The following is a 16459-nucleotide window of genomic DNA, read 5'->3' on the forward strand; positions in this document are numbered from 1 at the left end:
CACCAGCCAGAGGCCGGTGGCTTTGCATCAATTCAGGAGAGGGTTTATTTCAGTTTGGTCTGGAAAAATTGTTCGAATTTCGCGAAAGGTATTTTTCCGGCCACGTTATCGTACAGATCCACGTGATTTGCCCCAGGCACCACCACCAGCTCTTTGTCTTTACTACCGACCGCCTTGTAAGCATCTTCAGCAAAATAGCGTGAATGCGCTTTTTCACCAGTCACAATCAGCGTCGGGATGGTGATTTCACTGGCGTAGCTCAGCAGCGGCATATTCATAAATGATATCGGCATCGTTGCCGTCCACGCCCCGGTCGAGTTAACGGAACGTTCGTGGAAGCCGCGCGGCATGCGATAGTAGTCAAAGAACTCTTTCAGTACCGGATGTGGATTTGCTGGCAGCGTTTCTGGCAGAACGCGCTCGCCCGCGCTGACCTTGCCGTTGCTGTCGACGCTAATATCATGAGCACCGTGTGCGAACGTGCCGCTCTGCGCATCCTTCCAGCGCTGTTCATTCAGATATTGCAGAACAGCACGACGGTCGGCGGTGGAATAACGGTCTTTGCCATCCCCCACACCATGGCCCATCGCCCGGCTCATGTCGTACATCACGCTGGTAGCCACCGCTTTAACGCGGGTATCCATCGCGGCATCGTTCAGCGCCATGCCGCCCCAGCCACAAATACCGAGCAGCCCGATACGGTTGCGATCCACCTCTTTTTGCAGCCCTAAGAAATCCACCGCCGCGCTGAAATCTTCAGTGTTGATATCCGGTGAGGCGACGTTTCGCGGATAGCCGCCGCTTTCCCCGGTGTAAGAAGGATCGAACGCCAGGGTAACAAACCCTTGTTCCGCCAGCGTCTGCGCATACAGGCCGCTGGATTGCTCTTTCACCGCGCCAAATGGCCCACTGACCGCAATCGCCGCCAGCTTGCGATCGCCACGGTCTTTAGGCAGGTAAAGATCGCCCACTAAGGTGATGCCATATCGGTTCGGGAACGAGACTTTACGATGTTCGACTTTCTGGCTCTCGGCGAACGTTTTATCCCATTTATCTGTCATGGACACAGGGGCATTAGGATTGGTTGAATCAGCATAACTCATTGTCGTGACTCCACTTAATGATGCGAATAACAGCATGGCCGGCATCGCGGTTTTTAGCGTTCGGGTGAAGGCTTTCATAAAAATCCCCATAAAAAACAACAGAGAGATACAGGTTTCCGACGGACAACGCTGCGGTGCTTTGCTTTGATGGGGTCATTATAGTGAGCAGAATTAGTGCTGATTAGGGGGCGATTACTGCTAAGATTGATACCATATTGTTATAAATCAATACTGAATTTGCTGTCATTCCGGGGGGATTTTTCAATGGCGAAAAGGGAGAACTACAACGAGCTGTACCTGTTTATGCAGGTGGTGCGAGAAGGCAGCTTTACCGCAGCGGCTCAGCGGCTGGGGCTTGCTCAGTCAGGAGTCAGCCGTTCTGTTCGCGAGCTTGAAGAAAGGCTGGGCGTCCAGCTGCTGGTGCGCACCACGCGTAAACTATCGCTGACGCAAGCAGGCGAGCAGCTCTACCAGAAGACGGCATCTGGATTTGATACGTTAGATCTTGGGCTTGCCACGCTGGCGCACTATCGAGAGACGCCCTCCGGTACGGTACGTATCAATGCCAGCCAGCACGCGATTGATAAATGCCTGCTGCCAAAGCTGGCGGTATTTAAACAGCGCTATCCTGATATCAGACTGGAACTGATGAATGAGAGCCGGTTCGTCGATATCATCGAAGAGCGATTCGATGCTGGTGTCCGTCTGGGGCCTGAAGTCGGCCAGGGCATGGTCGCGGTGCGCATCACGCCCGATATGGAGATGGCGATTGTGGGGACTCCGGAACATTTTCGTCGCTACGCTTTTCCGCAAACCCCGACAGATTTAAAGACGCATCCCTGTATCGCCTATCAGTTTGCCGACGGCAGCGTATACCAGTGGGAACTCACTCAGGATGATAAAAAAATCACTCATCAACCCGAAGGGCAATGGGCCTTATCCGACAGCTATATGGAAGCAGAGGCCGCCCGACTGGGCCTCGGATTGGCCTATGTTCCTGTTGAACTGGTCGCGGATGATTTAGAACGCGGTAAGCTTATCAGGGTGTTGCAGCGTTACAGCCTGCGAATGGAAGGATTGTTTCTCTATTATCCCCATCGCAACGTCTCTCCCGCCCTGCGGATGGTCATTGATACATTGAAAATCTGAACGTTAACAACGCCCGACTCTTCACTGTGCAAAATTGTGTCAGGTAGTCCCTCTGCTTTCAATTCCAAGGTCTGCTTTGAGCGAAAAGCGGACGCTGACCCGGACACCTAAGTTATGCTCAATGAAGACAAATAATGTTACTGCATCAAATTATCGAAATTGAATTGCAATCAATGTGCCATCTCAAATGTCACATCAATATTACCCGTATGCCTGAAAATCCCAACTCCAGAGTGGATACGACCCACTTTCTGAAGGTTACCTATCCGTTCATTGTTCTGTTCGTACATGATGACGAAGCTGTGGCGGGATGCCCAGTAAACAATATCGCCCACGTCATAACCGCTAGTTTTCGTTTCGTTTGCCGGCAGCGCATCCGGGAACCGGTAGCACATTTCACGTCCATATAAATCCTCCATGGGCAGCGTCAGCGGGAAACGAGAGACCAGCGCCCGGGTGGTGGCGTTGTCATAAAACGTTGCCGTCATCACTTGGTCACCCGCCGTGATCTTGACCCGGATGCCTTCAACCTCGGCACCCACAGATGAGAATGACACAGCCGTCAGGGAGGCCAGAGCAAGCATGATTGGTTTGAACATAAAACTCTCCGTTGTTTTTATATTTTCAGGAATAACGGCACTGCAATAGTGCCGTTCAGAAACATTATTTATCTGATTTCAGATTGGTATTAAAGAATGAGACCAGCTTGTCCCACGGGATGAGTTCAGTGCGGTCATACAGGTCGATACGGTTAGCACCCTTAATCTCCACCAGCTCTTTCGGCTCTGCGGCCATTTTGTAAGCGGTATCGGTATAGGTGCGGGATGGTGCAGCATCACCCACGACAAAGAGTATTGGTCGCGGTGAAATGGACTCGATATCAATAAACGGATGGAAGTTCATGAGCTTAACATAGGTCGCCGGTGTTGAGCGGCGATCGTTGGATGCCACCTTACCGCGCTCCGTCTGATAAAAGTCATTGGACTCTTTACCTTCGATGAACACCGGATCGTTTTGCCCTGGCCCATAAACGGGTTGTCCGGTTTCCGCGGTTTTGTAGCGTTGTTCTGCGGCAATCGCCAGGTCCTTGTTTCTCATCTCCACGGTCCGCTCATGGTTCAGACCGGTACGGAAATATTCACCCATGTCGTACATGCTGACGGTGGCGAGCGCCTTGATGCGGGGATCCATTTTCGTCGCGGCGATGGCAAAGCCGCCGCTACCGCAGATACCTATCACGCCAATTTTTTCACGATCCACAAATGCGCGCGTTCCGAGGAAATCAACTGCAGCGCTGAAGTTTTCTGCATACACATCCGGCAGCACGGCCCCTCGCGGCGTACCCGCACTCTCACCCCAGAAAGACTGGTCGAAGGACAGCGCAACAAAACCGGCTTCCGCCATTTTGGTTGCGTAGAGGTTAGCAGCCTGCTGTCTTACTGCAGCAAAAGGATGGCCGACAATAAGGGCGTCATATTTTTTACCGGCTTCCATATTGCGTGGAGTAAATAGCGTGCCGGTAACCTCCATACCGTAAATATTTTTGAATTTAACGGTTTCAGTCTTCACCTTATCGCTTTTATAGAAATTATCCGCACCGTGGGACATATCCGCCGCGACAGCTATGTTTGCCCCCATACCCAGAGCAACGCTCAGTATTGTCAGCGCGGCCAGGGTTTTTAATTTCCCTTTTGAATGCAATTTCATATTACCTCCTGAATTAAATAACGGTGTTAAGACAAACGGAGTGAAAAATCCGGAGAACATTAAACTTCCGGACAGCAGGACCTATTCAGGCCGGATTTTGTTTACTCTGGCCCGGGCGTTTTAACAGCAAGAACGCCACCACAGCGGTGGACAGCACTGTCAGCGCGCCGGCCAGGAATATCGCGTTCAGTCCCAGGTGGCTCCCTATCCAGCCGAGCGCAGGACTGCCGATCGCCATCGCCACGTCAAGAAATGCTGTGTAGATGCCCATCACCATGCCGCGGTTCTGGGGTGTTGAACCACTGATGGCTTCAATACCGAGGCCCGGGTAAACCAGTGAGTAGCCAAAACCGGCTAAGGCAGCACCTGTCGTCGCAATCAGGGACGTACCGGCAAGCCATATCAGGAACAGCCCGGCGGCCTGTACGAGCACAAAAATCAGCGCAATACGCGCGCCACCAAAGCGATCTGGCAGATGGCCAGCAACGGTCCGGGCAGCAATCAGCGCAACGCCAAAGGCAGTGAATGCCATCCAGACGGGCTGCCAGTTCATGGCGCTGTAATACAGTGAGCTGAAGGCCAGGATGGTACAGTAGCCCGTGCTGGCAAGCGCGGCGCCCAGTCCGGGTAACCAGACCGCGTGCATGACCGAGCCAAAGGTTGCCTGCGCGGCATGTGGATGGGGCGCAACTGCGGGCATGCGAGCAAGATACGCCAGTACCAGTAAAGGAAGCAGAAACGTCAGCAGTGCGATCGCCTCAAAGCCGAAGGCTTCGAATAACATTGTGCCTACCGGCCCGCCCAGAGCCATAGCGGCAAACATCGCGGTACCCACCCAGGCGATAACCTTACCTGCATGCTCCTTATCCACGAGGGCCAGACCCCATGCCACGGCGCCGGTAATGATGAAGCTTTCCGCCCCGCCAAGGATCGCGCGCCCGGCAAGCAATACACCCACAGACAGTACCGGCATGCCGACGAGCCAGAGCGACACCTGGTACAGTAGTCCTGAAACGGCAGCGGCGATGAGCCCGGCCACCACCCCCTTTTTGGGGCCGCGCCTGTCTGAATAACTCCCGGACCACACCCGGGAAATCAGCGATGCCGCAAACTGTGCCCCGGCGACCAGGCCCACGATAAACGTCCCGAAGCCCAGGTCATTTTTGACATGCAGCGGCAGGACGGGCAGTGCCACACCGATAATAATAAAGCCGACCAGTACCGCAGCCATTACCGGCATCAGCGCTGAGACAACACCGGCACCGGACTTAGTGTGAGAATGTTTTACAGGCATTTAATGCAGCCTCTTACCTTTTAATGAACAGAATGTCGTTTACGTATTTCGTTTTTAGGGCACGATGTGGCCCGCAGAAAATTCGGGTTTGAATTTCCTGAGTTCAAAGATGTGTTATTTGGTCCTACTCTTTTTATTTCCAGATGATATAAACCATCCGGAAATAATGCAGGCGTCAGCTACCCGCCTGTTGATGGTTTAATAAACCTGCACGGTTGGCCGGAAAAGTATTTCGTTAACATCCACGTCGTCAGGCTGGCTGATGGCAAATGCAACGATCCGCGCAAAAGCATCCGCCGGGATCGCATTCTCGTAGGTTTTCGACATACCTTTCGCAATATCTTCGTCGGTGATGGTTTTAGTCAGTTCGGTATCTACCGCGCCGGGAGAAACAATCGTTGTGCGGATATTCCAGGGCTTCACTTCCTGACGCAGGCCTTCTGAAATAGCCCGTACGGCCCATTTGGTACCGGCATAGACAGCACCGCCGGGCCCAACTTTGTGTCCGGCTACTGATGACACGTTGATAAATTGTCCGGACTTCTGGGCTTTCATATACGGCAGAGCGGCGGCAATACCGTAAAGTACGCCCTTAATGTTCACGTCGATCATCCGGTCCCATTCATCCACCTTCAGCTTGTCGAGCATGGAACTCGGCATTAAGCCGGCGTTATTGATGATGACGTCAATACGGCCGTGCAACTCTACCGCCCGGTCAACAAGGGACTGGACCTGTGCGCGGTCCGTCACGTCGGTGCGCAGTACTGCTTTGGTATCCAGCCCCAGTTCGCCGGCAAGTTGCTCGAGTTTCTCCATACGGCGTGCGCCCAGAACAACTTTTGCGCCCAGCCTCGTCAGGTGTCGGGCTGTTTCTGCCCCCAGGCCACTACTGGCCCCAGTGATGACGATGATTTTGTTTTCGATACCCTGAGACATACTGTCCTCCTGTAAGGAATGGTTATTTCGATTCACGCTGCTCAAACACCGTTTTGAAAACCGGCGCTGCTGAGAAAGCATTAGGCCACCCGGCATAATACGCAAGCTGACTCAGTGCGCCTGAAGCCTGCTGCCGGGTCAGGCCGTTATCCATTGCCCGGTTAAGGTGCGGCGGTATTTGCTGTATCTGCCCGTTTGCGATAAGGGCAGACACGGTCACCAGACTTCTATCCCGTGGTGCAAGCCCAGGGCGAAGCCACAATTCCTGGAAAAGCACATCGGTGGTATCACTGACAAGCCCCGGCGCCGCGCTACCGATACTCTGTTCCACACGGGCAGCGCGCTCTGCTTCTGCTTTTTCATCGATCGGCAGAAGCGTCTCCTCCGCGCGAGGAAGCTGTTCAGCGTTAATTCCTTTTTGCAGGAATATCTCTTTCGTAACTGCTGCGGCCGTAATGGCATTGCCCCAGCCGGCATAGAACGCCAGCTGCGTGATGGTCTCAGAAAGCTCCGCCGGCTTGACACCGTTTTTCAGCGCCAGCTCCAGCTGCTCCGGTAAAAGTACGGTCTGATTCCGGGCAATAACCGCTGCAACGGTAACGAGGCTGCGATCGCGTGGCGACAAATCGTTTCTTTTCCAGAGGTCTCCTGCCATCCTGGTGCTGGCATAGCGTCCGAGCGCGGGGGATACTGCCTCTATGTCGGTGTCTGACAGCGGGCCCCGCTGCGCCCCCGTTTCTGCAAGGGTGCCAGCCGATCCGAGAGAAAGCGCCAGCGCAACTGCCGTTGAAGTTTTCATCTGACCTCCGGATTATTGGTACTGTTCGTCGGAGACGGGCTCCTGCCAGTCCACGTTTTTTCCGTCCGCCATGTACGTCATGGCCAGGTGGCTCATAGGGGATGTCGCCGTGGCGCCATGCCAGTGGCGTACCGTAGCAGGGATCCAGATAACGTCACCCGGGACGATATCCTGGCGCGCTTTACCTTCTTCCTGAACCCAGCCTTTACCGGCCATAACGATCAGCAACTGTCCGGCTGGATGAGTATGCCAGGCCGTGCGCGCGCCCGGGGCAAAATCCACCTGGCCCAGATTGGCGCGCGTGGACTCGTTTGGCGGCAACAACGGGCTGACAATCGCATTCCCTGAGAAGTTATCGGCCTTGCCGACGACAGAAGGGGTCTGCCCGTTACGACGGATCTCAATGCTTTCGGCAGATACCTGGGCGGCACCGAGTACGGACATGGCTGCTGCAGCAATAATCGCTTTCATCTTTCACCTCGCTGGTTACTTTCGGCTAAATGGCGTAGCGGATTACATTAATTCCCTGCAAATGAAAACGCCTTTTGTCGGGAGGAATGGTTATTTAGTGAACGAAGAAAGTATATCTGAGGACGTATTAAGTGATTAGATGGTAAAATGAGATTGAAATTATAAGGAGAACCTCTAAATGGCTGATGATAATCTGAATGCCCTTGCTGCATTTATGGTGGTGGCTAAGGAACAGAATTTCACGCGAGCGGCAAAACGTCTGGGTGTTTCACAGTCAGCGCTCAGTCAGACTGTTCGTGTTCTGGAAGCACAACTCGGGATCCGGTTGCTTAACCGAACGACCAGAAGAGTTGTCCCAACTGAAGCTGGGGAACGTTTACTCGCTTCAGTTGGACCTCAGATAGAGGATATTCAGCGGCAGTTAATGGTGCTGAGTGAATTACGTGATAAGCCAGCCGGTACAATACGACTTACCGCAACAGAATATGCAGCAGAGTCAATACTCTGGCCAGCAGTGTCGCGTCTCGTTAAAAAATACCCCGATATTAAAGTCGAAATTCTTACAGATTATGGGCTAACTGACATCGTAAGAGATCGTTTTGATGCCGGTGTACGTCCCGGAGAAACTATTGCCAAAGACATGATTGCTGTTCGTATTGCGCCAGATATGCGGATGACAGTGGCGGGATCTCCAGATTATTTCAGTAACCGGCATGCGCCCATTACTCCACAGGAATTGACAGAACACTGTTGTATAAACCTGCGCCTTTCCGGGCATGGAGGACTCTATGCATGGGAGTTTGAAAAGGACGGGCGAGAACTGAATGTGCGAGTTGATGGTCAACTGGTTTTCAATACGGGAAGCATGATACTGAAAGCGGCGCTTGAAGGTCGAGGGCTAGCCTATCTACCAGAAGGGCAGCTTGAACCCTATATAACATCCGGGGCTCTTGTTCGCGTGCTTGAGGATTGGTGTGAACCTTACTCTGGATATCACCTTTACTATCCAGGCCACCGACAACCCACCCCGGCATTTAGCCTGCTAGTTGATGAACTTCGCTATTCAACACGCGAGAAGCATCAGAGTTAATCTTTCCTGATAAATGACGGTCAGCTATGAGCGAAAAGCGGACCTTCAGACTATTTATTTAACATCAATATGGGTTTAAGTAAGCGCCCGCACTTATAGTAACTGTCAATTGCCTCCCGCCATTGATTCGACGTAAAAAGCTGATACTCGTTCAGTTCACTTTTGCGGAGTAGTCGCCAGATATCGCTGAACTCAAGCTGCCAGTCGCCATTACTGAAATCATCAAGATAATTACGGATATGAAACCAGCTTGTCGCAGGCGAGGCTGGCTGGATTTTATAGGGATGACCCGAAAGTAAACCGTAAGAAACAAACCTTCCATCTCTCTTCATATTGCCCAGCAAAAACTCAGCAAGCGAACCGCCGACGGCGTCATAAACAATATCACTGCCTTTGGCACACCTTGTAAGATGTACCGTATCATTCTGCTGTACGGGTGTAATACCACAGCGTTGAAGTTTACTTTTATGGTGTGGGGACCGATAAACACCATACACACAAGAGGCACCCAGTTGCAGAGCCCATTGGCCCAACAGAAGAGCACAATCTGAGCCAGCGGCAGTGAGTATTATGTTTTTTTTGGTAGGCGGGTAATCGCGCAGCATTAACCGGGCTGCTAAAGGGTTAATGTAAGCTCTTGATGCCAGGATATCATCAATATCATCAGGAACCTGGATAGCCATCTCAGGAAGACAGTCAGTATATGTCTGCCAGGTCCCCTCACCGCGTAAGGGTAATACCCGCCGCCCCAGAAACGATGAAAATTCTGCTGGCGCTTCAATAACCACTCCGACACCTTCATATCCTGCAATCCCGGGTAAAGTCACCCGGTGTCGGTATGCTCCTGAGATGGGAATTAAATCAGACGCATTCACTGGCGAGTACAACATTTTCACACGCAGATGATGCACTGAACATTTTTCCTTCAGTACTCTTTCAGGTTGCAGAACTCGGTTTGGTTTGCCAAATTCCCGGTAAATAAGTGTTTTATTAATCATTATCGCAACTAAACTATGTGTTTTCAGATTTCATCATTATGAGTATTGTCCAGGCGGACTATCCATTGGCTACCCTTCATGGCGGCCCTTCCCGATGAAAAAGCAGTATAGTGTTTCTGAGATATATCCTCACCAGTTCAACTTCAGCAGCGAGCCCCAGCTTAATTTATGAGCCATATTCATAAACACTAGAAGTTTATGACTATTATCGAATCAATACACCTCTGCTAAGATTTCCTCGTTCTGGTACTGGTCCTTGAGAGACTGATATTACTGGAATCAGAATCCAGCTAGCTCAATATGATCAATGCAAATCAATTTTTTCAGGGGAGTAAAATGACCGATAACATTAAAGGCAAAGTCGTTGTAATCACCGGTGCATCCAGCGGCATGGGTGAGGCAGCTGCACGTCATCTCGCTGAAAAAGGGGCTAAGGTTGTGATGGCCGCGCGGAGAATAGACCGCATAGAGGCTATTGTGAGTGAACTCCAAAAGCAGAATAAAGAAGCCATCGCCGTCGCAACTGATGTGACGAAACTGGATGACGTCAATAACCTCATTCAGATCGCAGTTGACACATTTGGACGTGTTGATGTTCTGATCAACAATGCCGGTCTGATGCCGCTTTCCCGCCTGGACCAGGGAAATGTTGATGAATGGAATCAGATGATTGATGTCAACTTACGCGGAGTTCTGCATGGGATTGCAGCGGTACTGCCTCATATGAAATCACAAAAAGCAGGCCACATCATCAACACTGCATCAGTTGCTGCACATCTGGTGTTCCAGAGCTCAGCAGTCTATTCAGCGACAAAATTTGCTGTCCGGGCTTTGACCGACGGTTTACGTCAGGAAATGGCGGCACATAACATCCGCGCCACATTAATCTCCCCCGGTGCTGTAAAAACTGAGCTCCTTGATCATATAACGGATAAAGACGTTAAGGCGGCAAATCAGGATTACGTCGAGAACGTCGGCGTGCCAGCGGAAACCTATGCTCGTATGGTGGCTTTCGCAATTAACGAACCAGAAGATGTTGGCGTCAGTGAAATCATTTTCAGACCAACAGCTCAGGAATTATAAGCTGTTGACGTCTAGTCTTAAATTCTGATTGTCCAGTTATTCTGGTCGGGGCCGCAATAGCGGCCCCGACCAATTGAGGTTTCAGACAATATCGTCAGGCATATAAAAAGCCGGATTATGATTTTTACTCATGCGATGACAGCGCCTGCAACTTAAGAAACGGTAGCTTTTTCAGACTGACGATTACCCAGCAGAGTGTCACCGCCGCCGCCGCATAAGCGACTAACCGTAAGCCCTGAGTCATGTCATCGCCACCCGTGCTCAGGATAAGCCCAAAAACGGCGACTCCTGTTACGCCTCCCATTTGCCTTGCACAGTTAAAGTACGCCGAGGCAGACCCCGCAGTACTTTGTGTTGCCTGCGACAGCACGACATTGGTCATGACTGGCATAGCAAATGACGTCCCGCTCCCCAGGAGAATCATCGGTATGAACAACTGGTCAGCAGTCCAGCCTGGTGTAATGAAGAAAATTATCGCAAACCCTAGCATGCTGATCAGGCTTCCCAGGATGGAGAGTGTCCGAACAGAGAACCACGCTGAAAACCATTTTGAACAAAAATTAACGAGAGCGGTTAATGCCATCATCGGCATAAATGCGATACCTGTTTCAAGGGCCGATAAATGTAGCCGGTTCTGAAAGAAGATGCTGAAAATAAAGACAGCCCCGTAGAACACCAGGTTACACAGAAACCCAACGACCACTGCGCTGACTATCAATGGATTATCTCTGACACCTCTCGCAATAACGGGATTTGTTGAACGGTTATCGACGCGATGAAAAACCGCCATTAGCGCTACGCCCAGCACCAGGGTGGTTAGAATTACAGGGTTCGCCCAGCCATAATTCCCGGCTTCAGTCAGCGTAAAGGTCAGCATTGCCAGCCCAAGTATGATAACCCCCTGACTGGAGAGATTCATTTTGATGCTGGATTGCGGGCTCGCTGGTCCCAGACGCTGAATCACTATTACGCTCAACATCCCCAGGGGAAAGTTGATAAGAAACAGGCTTTTCCAGCCAAAAAACTTAATCAGCAGCCCGCCAGCAACCGGACCTGCCACAAGCGCAAGAGAACCGGCAGCCGCCCACATCGCAATGGCGGATGCGCGTTCACGCGGATCTGAGAAATACTGGCGAAGAAGAGTCAGTGAGCTGGGCAATAAAAGTGCAGCCCCTATCCCCTGTATCCCGCGGGTAAAATCAAGCCAGTAGATAGTCGGTGCCAGCGCACAACATACAGATGCAGCGATGAAAAGCAGCACCCCGCTTATAAAGGTTTTTTTAGAACCGAAGCGATCAACAATGCTACCGGAACTCAGCATCAATGCAGCAAAAACGAGTGCGTATGCATTAATAACCCATTCCAGATCCGAAACCGCAGCATCGTAGGCTTCCTTAAGCGAATGTAACCCAACATTGACTATGCTTACGTCAAGCTGGACAAGAACGATCCCCAGGCAGGATGCCGCAGTAAATAACCGCTTGCTGGCCTGTGTAATAGTCATTTTATTTTTCCCGTTGATAGATGTCTTTTCGTCGCTGACGAAAAAGATCATTTATTTCAGTTCTGCAGCCATGCCCTGAGTCAGGGCAAGGAACCAGCTGATATGTGCGGGAAATGATAACCTTCCTGACTGAGACTGATAATAATCAAGAATCCATAATACATTCGTGAAAGTATCACTACTACAAAGTCATGGGAATATCAGAGGCTTTTATGCTGGTAAGGGCGAAGAGGGTATACGGGCCCTTCCCGATATTGAGCCCGATGTGCCGTGGGTGATATCCCATAAACACGCTTGAAAACGGTACTGAAGGTACTTTCATTAGCATAGCCAAGTCTGAAAGCCAGATGTTTAACCGGCTCGCTGCTGAGCCTTAGCGCCCTGCTGGCGATATGCATCCGCCAGTGCGTGAGGTAACTCAAAGGTGTAGTTCCTGTCGCCTCGCTGAACCGCCGCGCGAAGCCTGCCCGTGACATACCAGAAATACCAGCTAATTCAATCAGTTGCCAGTTCTTTTCCGGGGTTGTATGCATAGCTTCGACGGCTTTAAGAATTCGTGGTTCTTTCAATGCCCCCATCCAGCCGCTCAGGCCTGAGTCTTCAGACAATATCCAACCGCGAATACCCTCTATCATAATGAGCTGCATCAGATGATTTCCTGCCAGTGACGCCCCCGGAAGTCGGGATAAATTTTCCTCATGAAGTCGGGCCATCAGCCAGTATAACGTTGAGGAAGATTCTGTCCCTGTCTTAATCGGGATTAGCACAGGAAGCACGCTCAGTAATTGACTGGCTGGCATCGGATCAATCTCCATTTTACCGGCCAACAGGATGCTGTCCTCACCGCCGTAATCCGCAATACCATTGCGTCGCTGATACGGGACGCTCTCCGAAGGGACGGCAGTCAGACCAGGATCTGTTGCCATTATAAAGGGGGCTGAGCGTGTCAGAATAAGTCCGTCACCAGGATTCAATCTGAGCCATTCCTTTTCCGCTTCCAGACGAAACCACAGATATCCTTTGCGAATGGAGATAAATTTCATTCCGGTGAAGCCCGGATAACGCATAGACCAGCAAGAACCTGCGGACTGGCCGCTGGTGATGTAACTGCTTGCTGACAGCAGTTGCAGAACATCAGATAATGGGTCCATTGAGACTCTCGAATAAGTAATCGTTATTAGCCAATATTAAAATACCATTTTTCCTCTTTCCCATCTAACCCATTGAAGACCCGGAATACTTCTCTGTAAGGCGAAAAGAGTATGATTTAGTCATATTTTTCTCTTTTCAATAAAGAGGAATGTCCGCTCCTGGCACAAAGCCGACCTTCCTTCCCCCTCTAAATTAATGAACACATCTAATAAACCCTAGCTAATTACCCCATCTAATCGAATAAATCACTTTGCGTTATGCTTTTCCTACACAACAGCTGAAGGATAACGTCATGCAAACTGTAAAACTGAACAACGGTATTGAAATGCCCCTGCTGGGCTTTGGTGTGTTTCAGATGTCTGATCCCGCTGAATGCGAAAGAGCGGTTATTGATGCCATCGATACGGGATACCGCCTGATCGATACCGCCGCGTCTTATCAGAATGAAACCCAGGTCGGGAACGCGCTTAAACAGACCGGCATCGCCCGTGATGAACTGTTTGTCACCACCAAACTGTGGCTGCAGGATACGAATTATGAAGGCGCGAAAGCCCAGTTCGAACGCTCTCTGAACCGACTGCAGCTTGATTACGTTGACCTGTATCTGATTCACCAGCCTTACGGCGATGTCCATGGGGCATGGCGTGCCATGGAAGAACTGCAGCAGGCTGGCAAAATTCGCGCCATTGGCGTAAGCAATTTCCATCCTGACCGACTGGCCGACCTTATCGCCTTCAACAAAGTGGCCCCTGCGGTAAACCAGATTGAAGTAAACCCCTTCAACCAGCAGCTGCATGCTGTTCCGTGGAATCAAAGCCATGGCATTCAGCCGGAAGCCTGGGCACCGTTTGCTGAGGGTAAAAATGGCCTGTTCCAGCATCCCGTGTTAACGGCGATTGGCCAGAAGTACGGCAAAAGCGTGGGTCAGGTTGTGCTGCGTTGGATCTTCCAGCGAGGCATCGTTTCGCTGGCGAAATCGGTGCGCAAAGAACGTATGGCTGAGAACATCAATATTCTCGATTTTGAACTCAGTTCTGAAGATATGCTGCAGATTGCTGCCCTCGACACTGCAACCAGTGCCTTCTTCTCTCACCGTGACCCGGCAATGGTGGAATGGCTGACTGGCCGCAAACTTGATGTTTAAGTCGCGATAAAAGAGGTATTCATTCAATGCAAAAACGTTATCTGGGTAAATCCCGACTCGAAGTATCCGCGCTTGGGCTCGGTTGCATGGGATTAAGCCACGGCTATGGCCCGGCGACCGATACCCGACAGGCTATCGAGCTCATTCGCGCAGCGGTTGAACGTGGCGTCACCTTCTTCGATACCGCTGAAGTGTATGGCCCCTTCCTTAATGAAGAGGTTGTTGGCGAAGCCTTAAAACCATTTCGTGACCGCGTGGTCATCGCCACCAAGTTTGGTTTTACTTTTGGCGACGACAACAAGCAGCAGATTTTAAACAGCCGTCCGGAGCATATCCGTGAAGCGGTGGAAGGATCGTTACGCCGTCTTAAGACTGATGTCATTGATCTGCTGTATCAACATCGTGTCGACCCGGATGTCCCGATTGAAGATGTTGCCGGTACGGTAAAAGACCTGATCGCTGAAGGCAAAGTTAAACATTTCGGTCTGTCCGAAGCAGGTGCGCAAACCATTCGTCGTGCGCATGCCGTACAACCGGTCACGGCCCTGCAAAGCGAATACTCCATGTGGTGGCGCGAGCCTGAGCAGGAGATCCTGCCGTTACTGGAGGAACTGGGCATTGGTTTTGTTCCCTTCAGCCCATTAGGCAAAGGCTTCCTGACGGGATCGATTAAGCCAGGAACCACTTTTGGGAAGGATGATTACCGTAGCACGGTGCCGCGTTTCGCCGGGCAGGCGATTGAAGCCAATGAAAAGCTGGTCTCATTGCTGGGTGAACTGGCGGCAGAGAAAGGCGTGACGTCTGCACAAATCGCGCTGGCATGGCTTCTGGCACAAAAGCCGTGGATTGTTCCTATCCCAGGTACCACCAAGCTACATCGGCTGGAGGAAAACTTGGGGGCTGCCGACATCATTCTCTCGCAGGATGACTCATGGCAGATAACCCAGGCGCTTGAAACGATTAAAATCGTCGGCGAACGTTACTCTCCTGAGCACCAGGCCCGTGTAGGCCGTTAATACCCGGACGGGTCTACGGACCCGTTATTCCTGGTAGCGAAGCGCATCGATCATCAGCGCAAAAGCGGGCGGATGCTGCTTACGGCTCGGGTAGTAGAGGTAATATCCGGGGAAAGATGGACACCAGTCCTGCAGAACCTGAATAAGCTCTCCTGACTTTATATAATCCTGCACCCTGTCTTCAGGTATGCAGGCAATGCCAAAACCAGATAACGCCGCATCAATCCTTTCCGCCTGCAGATTAAAGGTTACCTGCCCTTCTACTCTGACACGTAACGGTTTCCCTTCCTTCTCAAACTCCCAGTGGTAAAGCCCACCGGCTGTCGGCAGGCGCATATTGATACACCGATGATTTTGTAGCTCGTGCGGCGTTTCAGGTGCAGGATTTGCAGCGAAATAAGACGGCGCTCCTACCACAGCCATTCTCATATCCGGCCCAATTCTTACCGCAATCATATCCTTATCCACACTTTCGCCAAGGCGGATCCCTGCATCAAAACGCCCCTCAACAATATCGACAAAGCCGTTATCAACCACCAGTTCGAGATTAATTTCGGGATATTCCCTGAGGAAGGGTTTTAGCTTCGGCCATACCAGACTTCGCGCGGCATGCTCCCCGGCAGATAAACGGATATTGCCGGAGGCGGTGCCGTTCAGTTGAACAAGCGATTCCAGCTCCTGTTCAAGATCGGCAATGCGAGGTTCAAGGCAGGCAATAATTCGCTCACCGGCTTCCGTAGGGGCAACGCTTCGGGTCGTGCGAGTCAGAAGGCGGATATTCAGCCTTTCCTCCAGGGCCTTCATCGCGTGGCTGAGTGCAGACTGAGAAACCCCCAGTTTACCCGCTGCTTTTGTAAAGCTTCGCTCCCTTGCCACCACAAGAAAGATTTGCAGTTCGTTAAAGTTTTCTTTAAGCATCGGCGATTTCCTTATGGAGGGATTCCCTTCATCGCACACTCATGAAGGGTGTTCATAGACACAATCATTTTAGCCCCATTACTGACAATAATGAT

16 protein-coding genes are annotated in these 16459 nt (G+C 51.3%); 5 read left to right on the forward strand and 11 right to left on the reverse strand.

The annotated features are described in order from the left end of the window. Positions 1 to 44: 44 nt before the first annotated feature. Positions 45 to 1103 carry an alpha/beta hydrolase gene (locus CWM53_RS07285; protein WP_133123798.1) on the reverse strand — a complete coding sequence of 353 codons (1059 nt, stop codon included), beginning with the start codon at positions 1101 to 1103 and terminating at the stop codon, positions 45 to 47. 264 nt (positions 1104 to 1367) lie between these two features. On the opposite strand from CWM53_RS07285, the gene CWM53_RS07290 reads away from it, so the two are divergent. Beyond that, entirely contained in the window at positions 1368 to 2252 is an 885-nt protein-coding gene (locus tag CWM53_RS07290) for a LysR family transcriptional regulator (protein WP_100730053.1), read from the forward strand. A gap of 170 nt (positions 2253 to 2422) precedes the next feature. Here CWM53_RS07290 and CWM53_RS07295 read toward each other — a convergent pair whose 3' ends face one another. The 6 genes from CWM53_RS07295 to CWM53_RS07320 form a co-directional block, all read right to left on the reverse strand. Further along, positions 2423 to 2851 carry a cyclophilin-like fold protein gene (locus tag CWM53_RS07295; RefSeq protein WP_100730052.1) on the reverse strand — a complete coding sequence of 143 codons (429 nt, stop codon included), beginning with the start codon at positions 2849 to 2851 and terminating at the stop codon, positions 2423 to 2425. A 64-nt stretch (positions 2852 to 2915) separates the two neighbouring features. Continuing rightward, positions 2916 to 3959, reverse strand: coding sequence for an alpha/beta hydrolase (locus CWM53_RS07300; protein WP_100730051.1), 1044 nt, complete (start codon positions 3957 to 3959; stop codon positions 2916 to 2918). Between the two features lie 85 nt (positions 3960 to 4044). Continuing rightward, a complete protein-coding gene (locus CWM53_RS07305) occupies positions 4045 to 5253 on the reverse strand; it encodes an MFS transporter (protein WP_100730050.1) in 1209 nt (402 codons plus the stop codon). 198 nt (positions 5254 to 5451) lie between these two features. Beyond that, positions 5452 to 6189: an SDR family oxidoreductase gene (locus CWM53_RS07310; RefSeq protein WP_100730049.1), complete on the reverse strand. Its 738-nt coding sequence runs from the start codon at positions 6187 to 6189 to the stop codon at positions 5452 to 5454. A gap of 22 nt (positions 6190 to 6211) precedes the next feature. Further along, positions 6212 to 6988 carry a carboxymuconolactone decarboxylase family protein gene (locus tag CWM53_RS07315; RefSeq protein WP_100730048.1) on the reverse strand — a complete coding sequence of 259 codons (777 nt, stop codon included), beginning with the start codon at positions 6986 to 6988 and terminating at the stop codon, positions 6212 to 6214. Positions 6989 to 7000: 12 nt separating this feature from the next. Then, a complete protein-coding gene (locus tag CWM53_RS07320; RefSeq protein WP_100730047.1) occupies positions 7001 to 7459 on the reverse strand; it encodes a cupin domain-containing protein in 459 nt (152 codons plus the stop codon). 178 nt (positions 7460 to 7637) lie between these two features. Between CWM53_RS07320 and CWM53_RS07325 the strand changes: the two genes are divergently transcribed. Continuing rightward, positions 7638 to 8549 (forward strand): LysR family transcriptional regulator, encoded by a 912-nt coding sequence (locus CWM53_RS07325; protein ID WP_004110853.1) that lies wholly within the window; start codon positions 7638 to 7640, stop codon positions 8547 to 8549. A 50-nt stretch (positions 8550 to 8599) separates the two neighbouring features. On the opposite strand, the gene CWM53_RS07330 is transcribed toward CWM53_RS07325, so the two are convergent. Beyond that, a complete protein-coding gene (locus CWM53_RS07330; protein WP_100730046.1) occupies positions 8600 to 9547 on the reverse strand; it encodes a zinc-dependent alcohol dehydrogenase family protein in 948 nt (315 codons plus the stop codon). Between the two features lie 336 nt (positions 9548 to 9883). On the opposite strand from CWM53_RS07330, the gene CWM53_RS07335 reads away from it, so the two are divergent. Continuing rightward, on the forward strand, positions 9884 to 10630 hold the full coding sequence (locus CWM53_RS07335; RefSeq protein ID WP_100730079.1) for an SDR family oxidoreductase: 747 nt from the start codon (positions 9884 to 9886) through the stop codon (positions 10628 to 10630). Between the two features lie 124 nt (positions 10631 to 10754). Here the strand turns inward: CWM53_RS07335 and CWM53_RS07340 are convergent, their stop codons facing one another. After that, positions 10755 to 12185, reverse strand: coding sequence for an MFS transporter (locus CWM53_RS07340; RefSeq protein WP_227521692.1), 1431 nt, complete (start codon positions 12183 to 12185; stop codon positions 10755 to 10757). A 149-nt stretch (positions 12186 to 12334) separates the two neighbouring features. Continuing rightward, positions 12335 to 13285 carry an AraC family transcriptional regulator gene (locus tag CWM53_RS07345; RefSeq protein WP_100730045.1) on the reverse strand — a complete coding sequence of 317 codons (951 nt, stop codon included), beginning with the start codon at positions 13283 to 13285 and terminating at the stop codon, positions 12335 to 12337. Positions 13286 to 13578: 293 nt separating this feature from the next. Between CWM53_RS07345 and CWM53_RS07350 the strand changes: the two genes are divergently transcribed. Both CWM53_RS07350 and CWM53_RS07355 read left to right on the forward strand, forming a co-directional pair. Further along, positions 13579 to 14430 carry an aldo/keto reductase gene (locus tag CWM53_RS07350; RefSeq protein ID WP_100730044.1) on the forward strand — a complete coding sequence of 284 codons (852 nt, stop codon included), beginning with the start codon at positions 13579 to 13581 and terminating at the stop codon, positions 14428 to 14430. A gap of 26 nt (positions 14431 to 14456) precedes the next feature. Beyond that, positions 14457 to 15446, forward strand: a complete 990-nt coding sequence (locus tag CWM53_RS07355; protein WP_100730043.1) for an aldo/keto reductase — start codon at positions 14457 to 14459, stop codon at positions 15444 to 15446. 24 nt (positions 15447 to 15470) lie between these two features. On the opposite strand, the gene CWM53_RS07360 is transcribed toward CWM53_RS07355, so the two are convergent. Then, the gene (locus CWM53_RS07360; protein WP_100730042.1) at positions 15471 to 16364 is read right to left on the reverse strand and encodes a LysR family transcriptional regulator; all 894 of its coding nucleotides are present in this window, start codon (positions 16362 to 16364) and stop codon (positions 15471 to 15473) included. Between the last annotated feature and the right edge of the window lie 95 nt (positions 16365 to 16459).

The organism is Klebsiella sp. A-Nf5, assembly GCF_002810545.1.
Lineage (GTDB): Bacteria > Pseudomonadota > Gammaproteobacteria > Enterobacterales > Enterobacteriaceae > Klebsiella > Klebsiella variicola.

What these genes read in the sequence shown, in the direction of transcription:
- CWM53_RS07350 (WP_100730044.1), top strand. Translation starts at nt 13,579, where the DNA reads ATGCAAACTGTAAAACTGAACAACGGTATTGAAATGCCCCTGCTGGGC.
- CWM53_RS07335 (WP_100730079.1), top strand. Translation starts at nt 9,884, where the DNA reads ATGACCGATAACATTAAAGGCAAAGTCGTTGTAATCACCGGTGCATCC.
- CWM53_RS07310 (WP_100730049.1), bottom strand. Translation starts at nt 6,189, where the DNA reads ATGTCTCAGGGTATCGAAAACAAAATCATCGTCATCACTGGGGCCAGT.
- CWM53_RS07325 (WP_004110853.1), top strand. Translation starts at nt 7,638, where the DNA reads ATGGCTGATGATAATCTGAATGCCCTTGCTGCATTTATGGTGGTGGCT.
- CWM53_RS07330 (WP_100730046.1), bottom strand. Translation starts at nt 9,547, where the DNA reads ATGATTAATAAAACACTTATTTACCGGGAATTTGGCAAACCAAACCGA.
- CWM53_RS07320 (WP_100730047.1), bottom strand. Translation starts at nt 7,459, where the DNA reads ATGAAAGCGATTATTGCTGCAGCAGCCATGTCCGTACTCGGTGCCGCC.
- CWM53_RS07300 (WP_100730051.1), bottom strand. Translation starts at nt 3,959, where the DNA reads ATGAAATTGCATTCAAAAGGGAAATTAAAAACCCTGGCCGCGCTGACA.
- CWM53_RS07285 (WP_133123798.1), bottom strand. Translation starts at nt 1,103, where the DNA reads ATGAGTTATGCTGATTCAACCAATCCTAATGCCCCTGTGTCCATGACA.
- CWM53_RS07340 (WP_227521692.1), bottom strand. Translation starts at nt 12,185, where the DNA reads ATGATCTTTTTCGTCAGCGACGAAAAGACATCTATCAACGGGAAAAAT.
- CWM53_RS07345 (WP_100730045.1), bottom strand. Translation starts at nt 13,285, where the DNA reads ATGGACCCATTATCTGATGTTCTGCAACTGCTGTCAGCAAGCAGTTAC.
- CWM53_RS07315 (WP_100730048.1), bottom strand. Translation starts at nt 6,988, where the DNA reads ATGAAAACTTCAACGGCAGTTGCGCTGGCGCTTTCTCTCGGATCGGCT.
- CWM53_RS07360 (WP_100730042.1), bottom strand. Translation starts at nt 16,364, where the DNA reads ATGCTTAAAGAAAACTTTAACGAACTGCAAATCTTTCTTGTGGTGGCA.
- CWM53_RS07305 (WP_100730050.1), bottom strand. Translation starts at nt 5,253, where the DNA reads ATGCCTGTAAAACATTCTCACACTAAGTCCGGTGCCGGTGTTGTCTCA.
- CWM53_RS07290 (WP_100730053.1), top strand. Translation starts at nt 1,368, where the DNA reads ATGGCGAAAAGGGAGAACTACAACGAGCTGTACCTGTTTATGCAGGTG.
- CWM53_RS07355 (WP_100730043.1), top strand. Translation starts at nt 14,457, where the DNA reads ATGCAAAAACGTTATCTGGGTAAATCCCGACTCGAAGTATCCGCGCTT.
- CWM53_RS07295 (WP_100730052.1), bottom strand. Translation starts at nt 2,851, where the DNA reads ATGTTCAAACCAATCATGCTTGCTCTGGCCTCCCTGACGGCTGTGTCA.